Raw genomic sequence first — 13,479 nt, forward strand, 5'->3', positions numbered from 1 at the left:
CGGAAGATATAAGTTGTGTCACTGTAGAGGTGTTAACATTTCTTAAGAGATGTATATATTTTTCGTATCGGATAAACACGTCGTTTATCAGGAAGAGGGCAAACCGGACCTGTTATATATAGATCTCCATTTAATTCATGAAGTCACTTCTCCGCAAGCTTTTGAAGGTTTACGTTTGAACGGACGTCAAGTGCGTCGTACAGATTTAAGCTTTGCGACAATGGATCATAACGTGCCTACAAAAAATCTACCGACGATTCATGATCCAATTGCACGTAATCAAATTGAGACGTTAGCTAAAAACGCTGAAGAATTTGGCGTCGAGCTTGCAGGAATGGGGCACCCAGACCAAGGTATTGTTCACGTAATTGGACCTGAGCTAGGTTTAACTCAACCTGGCAAAACGATTGTTTGTGGGGACTCTCATACGTCTACACATGGAGCGTTCGGAGCGATTGCCTTCGGTATTGGTACATCTGAGGTAGAGCATGTATTGTCAACACAAACCCTATGGCAAAACAAGCCAAAAACAATGGAAATTCGTGTTGAAGGTGAGCTCCCTGTAGGCGTAGCTGCAAAAGATATTATTCTAGCGATTATTTCTAAATTCGGTATCGGTGTAGGCACAGGACATATTGTGGAATTCACTGGAGAGGCTATCCACAAACTTTCTATGGAAGAACGGATGACAATTTGTAACATGTCGATTGAGGCGGGTGCAAAGGCAGGGTTAATTTCTCCTGACGAAACGACTGTTGATTATATCCGTGGACGTAAACATGCACCTCAAGGAGAAAACTTTGAGGAAGCGGCAAATTATTGGTTAAGCTTAGCATCCGATGAAGATGCGACATATGATACAGTTCGAATCATTCAAGCAGAAGACATAGAGCCAATCATTACTTGGGGAACGAATCCGTCAATGGGTTCAGGTGTGTCAAGTCATGTTCCAACACAAACAGATTATGAGGATGAATCAGATAAAGCTGCTCTTCGAAAAGCACTTTCTTATATGGGCTTAGAGGAAGGTCAACCATTAATATCAATCGATATTCAACACGTATTTATCGGTTCCTGCACAAATTCACGCATTAGTGATTTACGTGCAGCAGCAGATGTCATCAAAGGACGTAAGGTGCATGAAAATGTAACAGCGATTGTTGTACCTGGCTCCTATTCGACGAAACAACAAGCAGAAGCAGAAGGATTAGATAAAGTCTTTACAGATGCTGGATTTGAATGGCGTGAGACAGGTTGCTCTATGTGTCTGGCGATGAATGATGATGTAGTACCAGCTGGTGAACGATGTGCATCAACATCAAACCGCAACTTTGAAGGACGCCAGGGAGCGGGTTCTCGTACACACTTAGTTTCACCGCCAATGGCAGCAGCGGCAGCAATTGCTGGTCATTTTGTGGATGTTCGTGAATTCGTAAAGAAAACTGTGTAAATTCCATTTACACGGAAGGGATGATTGCAAATGGAACCAATTAATATCGTAAAAAGTGTGATAACACCACTTGATCGTAAAAATGTCGATACAGACCAAATTATTTCGAAAGAGTTTTTAAAGCGTATTGAGCGTACAGGGTTTGGACAGTATTTATTTTACCATTGGCGCTTCGACGCAGAGGGTAATGAAATAAAAGACTTTGTGTTAAACAAACCTGAATTCAAAAACTCTAAGATTTTAGTAGCACAAGATAACTTCGGCTGTGGTTCTTCTCGTGAACATGCACCGTGGGCAATCTTAGATTACGGCTTCAATGTAGTGATTGCACCATCATTCGCAGATATTTTCCATAATAACTGCTTCAAAAATGGGATATTACCAATCAAATTAACTGAAGCAGAGTGTGATGAAATTTTAACAAAAGGCTTAGAAAAACCATACGCGATGGAAGTCAATCTGGAAGCACAAACAGTAACGGGTGAAGATGGTGTAGTTTATAAATTTAACATCGATCCTTACTATAAGGAAACATTGCTGAATGGTTGGGATGAGATTGCTCTTACCTTTAAATACGAAGAACAAATCGCTGCTTATGAAGCAAAACGTATTGCTTTTTAATTGATGTAGCGATGAGTTTTAGACTGAAGACATACTAGTTGTCTTCAGTTTTTTTAATGCTGAGAAAAGGAATTATGATTCGAAGGACAAACATTAAGAGGCCAAGAAAATATCACTTCCCCTCCAGTACCGATATTCTTGTGTATATGTTTCAAATATTAAATATTCGAATGTTTATTTTTAGTAAAATTACACAATAAATTGATGCAATATTTTGATAAAATAAAATTAGAGGAGGGGAAATGAATGATAGCTTTTTTAGAAATATAGGGCAGTTAATTAAACATCAACGATAAAAACAGCAGATTAAACAAGATGATCTGGCAATAGGTATATGTACATCTTCGTATTTGAGTCGTATTGAAAATGGTCTAGTGGTTGCTGATAAAGCAATTTATGAATTGTTACTACAACGATTAAATATTGATTTACATCAACATACCGAAAACCAAGAACAGATAAATGAACAGTCGGAGCTGATTTGGGAGAAAATCATTCTTCATCGACCATTAACTTCAAAAGAATATGAGAAGATTATTGCATATCCAAAAACTGAGTATATAGATGAAATACAACTAAAATATGCAATTGTACTTTGTTGTTATTTCCTTTTTGACAACAAGATGATGGAAGCCGAAAAGCTTTTAGAAAAAATTATGCCGTTTATTGATTGGGAATCCAATCGCATCACGCAAATGTATATTTTAACAATCGGTAATTATTATTTAAAAACTGAACAATATGCAGAACTAATTAACATGAATCAACAGTTTGATGTCGAGCAATATTATAAAAATGGAAAAAGCTTCGAGTATGCCTATTGTTTATATAATTTAGCGTTTGCTTATAACCGAGAATATCAAAATCAGGAAGCACTTAATTATATTGAAGCTGCGAGTAATGTATTTACACATTATTACGCACCATTATTTCAATTGAATTTATATTTAATGAATGCAGTTATTTTAAATTCACTATATCAATTTGAAAAAGCAATTAAAGAATATGAAGCTAGTTTAGATTTAGTTGAACATGTTGTAGATTTACAAACACCAAATCAAATGAGTTCTATTTATAATAATTTAGGTTATTGCTACGAATGCCAGGAATTATTTGAACAAGCCATCGAGAATTATGAAAAATCTTTAATTTTTGAATGTCAGTCACTTACTGTTGTAAATTATATTCGAACTTTATATCGTCATAATAACCTTGAAAAGATGAAGCAAATGATTGAATGTTTTAAAGATTTATCTTTTCAAAAGAGGCATGAAAAATATCAATTTGAAGTACTTAGTTTTATTTCTAACGAGAAAATTGAACAATTGTCATTAAAAGCATTAGAAGAAAAAACATTATGTTATTTTGAACAACAAAAATATTATTCTTTAATTTTGTTTTATGCACCATTATTTGCTGAACTTTATAGAACTCTTCTTACATATGAACAAGCAAGTAATTGTTATGAAAGAGCATTTATGGCAAGTGAAAAGGTTCGAATAATAATGAGTAGTTAACATAAGGGGGGAATAGCATAAAACTCATTCGAAAATACAGCTTGTTAATTGTGGGCTTAGGTTTTTCTAAATTAGGGGACTGGATTTACCTTGTAGCGCTCAATTTATTTGTCTGGCATTTAACACCATCGCCGGCAGCGATGGCTGGAATCTTTATTGTCGGACCAGTTGCAAGAGTTTTAACAAGTTTGGTAGCTGGTTCTTTCATTGATCGTATGAATAAACGCAAGTTGATGATTACAACGGATATTATCAGAGGCTTGATTGTTTTTTGTATGCCGTTTCTGGAATCTATTTGGCTCATCTATACGCTGTTATTTATTGCGAATATAGCAAGTAGTTTCTTTGGACCTAGTAGTACATATTATATTACAAAGTTTGTTCCTTCGAAAGATAGACAACGTTTTAACGCAATACTTGGCACGTTCAATTCAGGCTCGTTTTTAATAGGTCCAGCACTAGCAGGGCTCCTCATCATTCTTTTTAATACAACAGTGACGATTTGGTTCAATAGCTTTACATTTTTGGTTTGTGCTTTGATCATCTCCTTTTTACCAGATGTAGATGATATGAAGGAAATTTCACGGCAACGTATTACGTGGCAACTATTAAAAAGTGACTATCTAGCTGTACTAGCTTTCATTCGACAAAATTTATTATTTATAACGATATATTTACTCTTTCAAAGTGCATTAATGATTGCATTTGCGTTAGATTCTCAAGAAGCCACATTTATCAAGCAAGATTTAGCTTTATCTGATAGCTTATATGGGGCCTTTGTGAGTAGTGCAGGAGCAGGAGCGATTTTCGGTGGGATAGTTGCCGCAAGCTTCGCCAAAAAATGGTCCACTCGATCATATATAGCTTTTGGTTTGTTTCTGACAATGCTATTTTACACTGCCTTTTATGCCTCGACATCAAGTATTTTGGCATTTGTAAGTTTAGTTTTTCTAGGATTTTTTATGGCATTTAGTAATTCTGGTTATGAAACATTTTATCAGCAAAATGTACCGCCTGAAATAATGGGTAGATTCGGTAGTTTTGCGAATATATTTCAAAATATTTTGCAAATCTCCTTAACCTTATTATTAGGACTGTTTGCAGAATTATTTACGCTTCAAATGACTGCAATTATTTTCGGTATTATTAGTATTTTATTTTCGATTTCATTATATTTTGTTCTATATTCTCAAAAAAACTATATCGGCTTAAAGGAGGAAATAGTATGATTAGCTATTCGCTGCGTTGTATTTTTTGTAAGAAAACATTTGAGGTTGTAGAAGGATCAAAGAAATATAGACTGTATAAACAAAATATGGAAGGCAAATTTTCTTGTGAAGATTGTGATAGAAAAATTGAATTGGAGTCAAGGAAAGGTTTATTGGGAAAACTTTAAATTGAAGCTTGTGCTCAATTGGTGAACATCTATAAGAAGATTAGTACTCCATAATTTCCTAATGGTATGCCCTGTCATTCTACGGATTTCTCAGTTAAAATGAAAAAATAAGATGGAAGGCAGGGTATAAAAATGATTACAGTTATCGGTAGTATAAATATGGATTTAGTTGTACAAATGGGGATTTTTCCAAAGCAGGGAGAAACGATCCTCGGTAAAGATTTTCAAACGATTCCAGGGGGAAAAGGGGCTAATCAGGCAATAGCTGCAGCACGTCTTGGAAGTGAAGTCACAATGATCGGCTGTGTGGGCTCCGATAGTTTTGGTGAAACATTGCGCACTGTTTTACAACAAGAGCATGTTCAAACTGAAGCTATTACAAGTGTATCGGCACCTACTGGGATTGCTAATATTTTACTCTATAATAATGATAACCGTATCATTGTAGTGCCTGGCGCTAATTATGAATTAAAGCCTGCACATATAGAGGCAGCGAAAGAAGTCATACAAAAAAGTCAGATGGTCATTATGCAGCTAGAAATTCCAAGGGAAACGACCGCGTATGCAATAAAACTTTGTAAAGAAGCAAATGTACCTGTTTTATTAAATCCAGCACCAGCCACAAATTTTGATGTGCAATGGATGGAGGATATTACTTATATCACACCGAATGAAACGGAGTGTGTCGAAATTTTTGGAGATAATATAGAGCAGGTTTTAGAAAAATATCCTAATAAAATGATTATGACGCTAGGTAGTGATGGCGCTCGCTATTTTGATGGTGAATATCCTATTCATGTTCCGGGTTATATGACGAGAGCGGTGGATACAACAGGAGCAGGTGATACGTTTAACGGTGCACTCGCTTATGCTTTAGTTGAAGGGCAATCATTAGATCAGGCAGTGTATTTTGCAAATATTGCTGCTTCATTATCAGTGGAGAAATTCGGCGCACAAGGTGGTATGCCAACACTTGGAGCAGTTTATGCACGTATGGCTGGAGTGGAAGAATAAAGAGAAGATCAACTCACTACAAATAAATACTTATAATTATTATTTCTTTTAGTCTGAATGAGGAATAATATCTGCGATAGAAGGTTTTGTAGAATAAGATTTTTTACCTATTTGTGACGGCTGTATTTAAGTATATTGTCCTTTTTTATCGTTAATTCTTAGTACTATGTATTAATAAAGGAATCTTTTCATTTATAATAACTTTAGATACATAGAAAAGAGGTATTGAGGATGACAGATATTGATAATGTGCCGATCGAATATACAGCCTCAGCGAATAATATTTTGCCACAGCTTGTTGATCATTTGCGACAATTACATGGCATTATTGTACAAAATACATATGTAAAAGATACAGCTAAACACTTAAATCGTATCATTCAAGATGCTGACAACGAAACAATGATTCTTATTGTTGGGAAAGAGCGTGTCGGAAAAACAACATTGGTAAATGGATTACTAGGGCGTCAAGTTTTGCCTGTTAGTGAGCAGCATCCAACTGGGGTAAATACATTCTTGCGATACGGTGAACATGAGGAAATAAAGGCGTACTTTTTAGATGGTGTTATAGCCGTATTCGATATGAGTAAGCTAGAATTATTGACGACTGGCGATACGTTCGCCTCTCAAATACTACGAGAACATTTAGATTATCTAGAAGTATATTTAAAAAATGATTTATTAAAATCAGTGACAATTATTGATTCTGTTTCATTGGAAGCAGGGGGAGGAGAAATGGCCTACTTCCCAGAAGCATTGATGAACCGTGTGGACGAAATATTTTGGGTGCTGCGTTCAGGTTCGATGGCTATTTATCCAGAAATATTATTAATGGAAACGTTAAAAAACAAAGGTGTTGAGCCTCTTTGTGTCATTAATGCCATAGATTCAAATGAAAATACGAAGGCGTTTATTGATGCTGAGAGAGAACGATTTGGTCATTTAATAAGTGATTTTGTTGCGATCTCTGCAAGAGAAGCAATTGAAGCTAAACAGATTAATAGTGATGAGCTTTGGCAAAAAAGTGAGTACGAGCAATTAATTTCAGAGATTCATCGAGTTGCAGAAAATAGTGATAAGAAAACGTATGGCATTTTAATTCGCTTCATGCAATGGCTTGAACGCTTCCGCTTCGAATTAGCTGTTATTCCACAAAGAGACCCATTCCAATCTGCTGTTAAGAACATTGAAAAGTATACAGGCGATACACAATACGAATTTTCGCGCTATCAACGTGATTTAGCGATTGTGACCGAATATGAGCAAGAATACGAACAGGTTGCCAATGTATTTAAAAATGTTCAAACATTATACCAACTTTTACAAATCATTTCACAAACTGATTATTTGCAGGATGAAATTGTAGAAGGCTTTACAGAAAAGGCTGTATCGTATCAACAAATGTTACGAGAATATCGAAATATGCATAGTGAATATTTACGTGAATATGATCGATTGGATGCGCAGCATAAAAAAATTCACGGAAAAGGTCTTATGAAGGCTATCTTTGGTCAGCATACACAAAATGGATTTTTCAAGGAACGTGTTAACAAGTTAAATGAGCAGCAATTGGCTTGTATTGCGCAATATGAAAAAGTGCAAGAAGCGGAGGAATTAATGCTTCATTCCATTCATTCCATACAAAGTTATCTTATGGAGTTAACGAAAATACGTTTAGCACGTATTGAGGAAAAAGTACTAGAGCTAAATCAACAACGTTCAAAAGAAAAATCCCAATTACAATTATACGCAAATAAATTGAATGAATTTTCTTGTTTAATGGAGGCGCAGGGCTATATTAAAGACAATGTTCAACCGTTTTTAATGGACGAACAAATGCCGCTTAAAGCAAAGGATATTGAAATGCTAAAAGAAACGGTTAACAGTATTATGAGCATTGATCTGTCGAATAATGGCCTACTTGCACGTAGTCAGATGAACAATAAAATGGAGAATGCTGTAATTCCTTTCGATGTTCAGAAGAAATATCCATTTTATCCGTTAGCTTTAGCAGAAGTAGATGTAAAATCAAACGATATACCAGAAATTCCGAAAAAATTAGATATTCAGTATGAAGATTAAACAATAAAGGAAATGTTCTAAAAGTAATTTATACTTTTAGAGCATTTTTTAGTATTTCGTTTTTGGGGCTCATCATCCAAAGTTGTGGATGACATTAAGACGTATACTTTGTATACAAAGTGGGTGGCGGTTGTACGGCTCCTTGGGCACATCGGACGTCCTCAGGAAAGCGCTCAGTCGGAATGGAAATCAACAACAAGTAATATTGATACCCTTTGATTTTTAAAAATTGGGATTAAATTGAAACGAAATGAAATGTTTTTTCGTACAAATAGAAGGAGGGATATAAATGATACGAATTAACGGACGTTTTACGGAAGCGAAAATTTATTCAAATACAGCATTACAATCAGCTATCGATCAAATTAAAGAATTGGCAAATCAGGCTTTTATGGAAGGAACAAAAGTACGGATTATGCCAGATTATCATGCAGGTAAGGGCTGTGTTATTGGCACAACGATTCAGCTTCAAAATCGTGTAGTGCCTAACCTTGTGGGCATTGATGTTGGTTGCGGGGTATTTGTAGCTGAGTTAAATGAAGTGGATATAGATTTTTCTAAACTCGATGCTACAATTCGAGCACATATACCAAGCGGGAAGGATATCCATCAGGAAGTATCTCCTGCACGCTATTTTGCTGAATTCGAGGGGAGACAGTTTGTAGCAAGTGGCTTAAAGGATGACTATACAAATTTATCGCTTGGCACACTTGGGGGAGGCAACCATTTTATAGAGCTTGCAAAAGATAAAGCAGGTATACAATACTTACTTATCCATACTGGCTCGCGTTACGTCGGAGCTTAGGTAGCAAATTGGCATCAAAAAAGAGCTTTTGAAACATTGCAACGGGAAGATTTAAAAGTAAAAATAGCCGAACTGAAAGATCAGGGGCGCGAAAAAGAAATTCAAGCGATGATTAAAGCTCATAAAGAGCAAAATCCAATTGTACCAAAAGATTTAGCCTATTTAGAGGGCGAATATTTCCATGATTATATTCACGATATGAAAATCGCTCAGCAATATGCTCGGATGAATCGCTGGACAATTGCCGAAACAATTGCCAAGCATATGAACTGGCATTTTAGTGAAACGTTTGATACGATCCATAACTATATAGATACGGAAACAATGACGTTAAGAAAAGGCGCCGTTCGAGCGAATAAAGGGGAGAAGCTCGTTATTCCTATGAATATGCGAGATGGTTCGCTCATTTGTATGGGGAAAGGGAATGCAGATTGGAATTACTCAGCACCACATGGGGCAGGTCGTATGTATTCTCGACGTGCTGCAAAAGAAGCTCTAAATATGGAAGATTTTAAAGAAACGATGCAAGGTATTTGGACAACATCCGTAAACGAAGAAACATTGGACGAAGCCCCAATGGCATATAAACCGATGTCAGAAATTACATCTGTTCTAGAGGAAACTGCGGATATATTAAAAGTGATTACACCCGTTTATAATTTCAAAGCTAGTGAAGCAGCTAAGCCATATGAGCGGAAAAATAATTCCTAATAATAGAAATTAGTGATACTTGCACTTATCCTTATCTATTAACATAATATCTGTAATAGTATAAAATAGGCTTACAAAGATGAAATGGGTGGTTTTTTTGGTATCTTCAAAAGATGTGGCAAAGTATGCGGGTGTCTCTCAAACAACAGTTTCAAGAGTGTTAAATACGCCTGAACTCGTAAAGCCGAAAACAATTGAAAAAGTGATGAAGGCGATTGAAGAGTTAAACTATATTCCAAATGATATTGCAAGGTCACTTGTTCAGAAAAAAACAGGCATTATTACATTGATTTCGGGGCCATTACATAATCCTTTTTTTGTCGATACAACAACTGCAATCGTTAATTATGTTAATGCTCGAGGCTATAAAGTAAATGTTTATTTTGGTACGGAAGATAATTTAGATTCTATTTATAATGCTGTTTTGGAAACGAAGGCTGATGCGATTATTTTATCGTCTATGTTATATGAAGATGACTTATTTATTAAGCTTGAAAAATTAGGTATCCCATTTATTATGTATAATCGCAAGCATCAGGAAAATAGGCATTTTGTAGAAATTGATAATGTGAAAGCTGGTTATATAGCGACGAATCATATTTTATCTTTAGGTCATCAAGATATATGCTGGATTGGTGGTCCACATGAAATAAGTACTTTTTATGGAAGGTACAAAGGCTTTAAAAATGCATTAAAGGACAGCGGTATAGATGTGAAAACAGTCCCAGCGTTTTTAACAAATACTAACAAAAACGATATTAAACGAGCATTTGAAGAAATACTTGAGCTTCCTAAAAAACCTACAGCTATTTGTGCTGCAACAGACGCAATTGCCATTGAAATATTAAATCTTTGTTTAGAACGAGGCTTTCAAGTTCCTAAAGATTTTAATGTTATTGGCATTGATAATGTGGAGCTTAGTAAACACCATTCGATTGCATTAACAACAGTAGGCTTAGAATCCGAGAAAAGTCTCGGATTTATTGCTATTGAAAAATTATTTGAGGTAATGGAGAAAAAAAGCACTTGCATCCAACAAACAGAATCTGTTAAACTTTTCCCAAGAAATACTACGAGTGAAAAATGAACTGATGTACATCAGTTTGTTTTTTACTCAAAAATGGTTACGTATTCATTTTTTTATTTTCTAAAATGAATACGTAACCATTTGGAGAGAGGAGTGAGTGAGGTCTTGAAAAAGGGCTTATTTATTAATGGACAATGGCAAATGACAGAAGAGTATATGGAGGTTCAAGCCCCTTACTCAAAAGAGGTTGTAGCACAATTTGCGATGGCAACTGAAGATGATGTACAGCATGCAATTGAAAGTGCTTATGCAGCAGAATCCGAAATGGCAGCATTAACAGCATTTCAAAGAGCAGAGATTTTAGAACGGTTATCTGATCTATTTACAGAAAATCGAGATGAGGCAGCTAGCATTATTTCGCTAGAATCAGCAAAGCCGTTAAAGTATGCCTATGCTGAAATTGATCGAACGATTGAAACTTACAAATTTGCAGCAGAAGAAGCGAAGCGACTATCTGGTGAAATGATTCCGATGGATGCATCTAAAAGCGGAGAAGGTAGATTTGGTTATACAATACGTGAACCATTGGGCGTTATTGCGGCCATTACACCTTTTAATTTTCCGCAAAATTTAGTAGCCCATAAAGTTGGACCGGCGTTAGCAGCTGGTAATACGATTGTTTTGAAACCCGCGACACAAACAGCTTTATCTGCTCATTTTCTAGCAAACTTATTGGCACAAACAAATCTACCAACAGGTGCATTTAACTTAGTTACTGGGCAAGGAAAACTAATAGGGGATGCATTTTTAGCACATCCAAAAGTGAAAATGATTACGTTTACCGGGAGCCCAGCTGTAGGTATTTCCCTTCGCAATCGCGCTGGCTTAAAGAAAGTCACATTAGAACTTGGTTCGAATGCTGGTGTTATTGTGGATGAAGGGGTTCAACTCGATAAAATTATGGACCGCATTGTTATGGGTGCTTTTTCAAATCAAGGTCAAGTTTGCATCTCACTACAGCGTATATATGTAAAAGAAAAAATAATGGATGAATTTTTAGAGCAGCTAAAAGAAAAAGTAGAGCGCTTAACAATCGGGGACCCACTTGATGCAACAACAGATTTAGCGATGATGATTTCAGAAACTGAGCAACAGCGTGCTGTCACATGGATTGAAGAGGCGGTAGCAGAAGGTGCGGAGGTACTGACAGGTGGCCGTATTGAAAATAATATTTTACTTCCAACAGTGTTATTGAATGTATCTTCTACTAGCCGTGTATCTTGTGAGGAAATATTTGCACCAGTAGTTATTGTCAATACTGTTTCATCAGTAGAAGAAGCCATTGATGCTGTTAATGACTCAAATTATGGCTTACAGGCAGGGATATTTACACCTTCCATCGAGACGGCCTTTAAAGCTTCAAAGAAATTACAAGTTGGAGGTGTCATTATAAATGACGTTCCGACATATCGTGTAGATCAAATGCCATATGGTGGCGTTAAAGAAAGCGGAACCGGTCGTGAAGGAATCAAATATGCAGTTGAGGAAATGACAGAAATGAAGCTAGTGATTTGGAATAACAATTAACTTCATTCAGCGGTTGTTTCGACACCCGCTAAAATAGAGGGACTCAGTTTAAGAACGCCACGTCCTGTGGCAACGACTGAGTGACCACCTTCTTATTGTTGCTGTCGCTGCGCTTTCGCACAAACAAAACCCTCTGCTGCCGCTACGTTGCACTACGCTTTCGCACAGAAAACATTTGTTGGCCTAAAGCCTTCGGCGGATGTCACGGAATCGGAATGGCGTTCATATAGGATGTTAGCCTAAAATCATCGCATCCATGCGATAACGGCTAACTGACCTGCATCGGTAAAAACGCCACGCCCTGTGGCATTACCGACATCGTGTCGGCCCTCACGCAGGCCTAAGCACAAAGCCGATTCCTGACGTAATTATGCCGAGGCATAATTAATCACGAATGGAGATGGTTGTAAATGAACACTATCAAACAACACCCGAAATTGTATGTTATGGACAATGGAACAATGCGAATGGATAAAAACTTTATGATTGCCATGCATAATCCTGCAACGATTGATTATCCAAACAAGCCAAATGAATTTGTAGAGTTTCCAGTTTATACAGTATTAATTGATCATCCAGAAGGAAAAATATTATTTGATACAGCATGTAACCCAAATTCAATGGGATCTGAAGGACGCTGGGGTGAATTTACTCAGAAAGCATTTCCAATTAATATGCCAGAAGAATGCTATTTACATCATCGATTAGAAGAGTTAAATGTGCGTCCAGAAGATATTAAATATGTTGTAGCTTCACATTTACATTTAGATCATGCAGGCTGTTTAGAGCTTTTTACGAATGCAACGATTATTGTACAGGAAGATGAATTCAATGGAACTTTACAAACATACGCAAGGAATGTAAAAGAAGGTGCCTATATTTGGGGTGACATTGATATGTGGATAAAAAACAATTTACAATGGCGATTAATTAAACGTGGTGAGGATAATGTAAAACTTGCAGAAGGAATCCAAGTTTTGAATTTTGGAAGCGGTCATGCTTGGGGAATGCTAGGTTTGCATATTAATATGCCAGAAACCGGGGGGATTATATTAGCTTCGGATGCCATTTACAGTGCCGAAAGCTTTGGTCCACCTGTCAAGCCGCCTGGTATACTATATGATTCTGTTGGCTATAATTCTACAGTCGAACGAATTAGAAGATTAGCAAATGAAACAAATTCGCAAGTGTGGTTTGGCCATGATCCAGTCCAATTTAAGTCATTTAGAAAATCGACAGAAGGCTATTATGAATAGATAGGAGTAGAAC

Annotated in this window: 9 protein-coding genes and 1 pseudogene; all 10 read left to right on the forward strand. The window is 36.4% G+C overall.

All coding sequences use genetic code 11. The features are described 5' to 3' along the window. The first annotated feature begins 49 nt into the window (after positions 1-49). A complete protein-coding gene (gene leuC / locus B1B04_RS14055; RefSeq protein ID WP_079562074.1) occupies positions 50-1,450 on the forward strand; it encodes a 3-isopropylmalate dehydratase large subunit in 1,401 nt (466 codons plus the stop codon). 30 nt (positions 1,451-1,480) lie between these two features. After that, a complete protein-coding gene (gene leuD, locus B1B04_RS14060) occupies positions 1,481-2,071 on the forward strand; it encodes a 3-isopropylmalate dehydratase small subunit (RefSeq protein ID WP_079562075.1) in 591 nt (196 codons plus the stop codon). A gap of 350 nt (positions 2,072-2,421) precedes the next feature. Next, entirely contained in the window at positions 2,422-3,588 is a 1,167-nt protein-coding gene (locus B1B04_RS14065) for a tetratricopeptide repeat protein (protein ID WP_079562076.1), read from the forward strand. A gap of 50 nt (positions 3,589-3,638) precedes the next feature. After that, positions 3,639-4,817 carry an MFS transporter gene (locus B1B04_RS14070; protein WP_240518301.1) on the forward strand — a complete coding sequence of 393 codons (1,179 nt, stop codon included), beginning with the start codon at positions 3,639-3,641 and terminating at the stop codon, positions 4,815-4,817. Positions 4,818-5,116: 299 nt separating this feature from the next. Further along, a complete protein-coding gene (gene rbsK / locus B1B04_RS14075) occupies positions 5,117-5,998 on the forward strand; it encodes a ribokinase (RefSeq protein ID WP_079562078.1) in 882 nt (293 codons plus the stop codon). 231 nt (positions 5,999-6,229) lie between these two features. Next, on the forward strand, positions 6,230-8,080 hold the full coding sequence (locus B1B04_RS14080) for a dynamin family protein (RefSeq protein WP_079562079.1): 1,851 nt from the start codon (positions 6,230-6,232) through the stop codon (positions 8,078-8,080). Positions 8,081-8,369: 289 nt separating this feature from the next. After that, a pseudogene (locus tag B1B04_RS14085) lies at positions 8,370-9,596 on the forward strand (RtcB family protein). Between the two features lie 88 nt (positions 9,597-9,684). Next, complete coding sequence (locus B1B04_RS14090; RefSeq protein WP_240518302.1) at positions 9,685-10,683, forward strand: LacI family DNA-binding transcriptional regulator; 999 nt, start codon at positions 9,685-9,687, stop codon at positions 10,681-10,683. Positions 10,684-10,788: 105 nt separating this feature from the next. Next, on the forward strand, positions 10,789-12,210 hold the full coding sequence (locus B1B04_RS14095; protein WP_079562081.1) for an aldehyde dehydrogenase family protein: 1,422 nt from the start codon (positions 10,789-10,791) through the stop codon (positions 12,208-12,210). 410 nt (positions 12,211-12,620) lie between these two features. Continuing rightward, entirely contained in the window at positions 12,621-13,466 is an 846-nt protein-coding gene (gene ahlS / locus B1B04_RS14100) for an AhlS family quorum-quenching N-acyl homoserine lactonase (RefSeq protein WP_079562082.1), read from the forward strand. The last annotated feature ends 13 nt before the right edge of the window (positions 13,467-13,479 follow it).

Origin of the sequence: Lysinibacillus sp. KCTC 33748 (genome assembly GCF_002237755.1) — a bacterium.
In the GTDB taxonomy this organism is placed as follows: domain Bacteria; phylum Bacillota; class Bacilli; order Bacillales_A; family Planococcaceae; genus Lysinibacillus.

Bases quoted from the DNA above. Each gene is read 5' to 3' on its own strand.
- leuC (WP_079562074.1), top strand. From the start codon at position 50: ATGTATATATTTTTCGTATCGGATAAACACGTCGTTTATCAGGAAGAG.
- leuD (WP_079562075.1), top strand. From the start codon at position 1,481: ATGGAACCAATTAATATCGTAAAAAGTGTGATAACACCACTTGATCGT.
- rbsK (WP_079562078.1), top strand. From the start codon at position 5,117: ATGATTACAGTTATCGGTAGTATAAATATGGATTTAGTTGTACAAATG.
- B1B04_RS14080 (WP_079562079.1), top strand. From the start codon at position 6,230: ATGACAGATATTGATAATGTGCCGATCGAATATACAGCCTCAGCGAAT.
- ahlS (WP_079562082.1), top strand. From the start codon at position 12,621: ATGAACACTATCAAACAACACCCGAAATTGTATGTTATGGACAATGGA.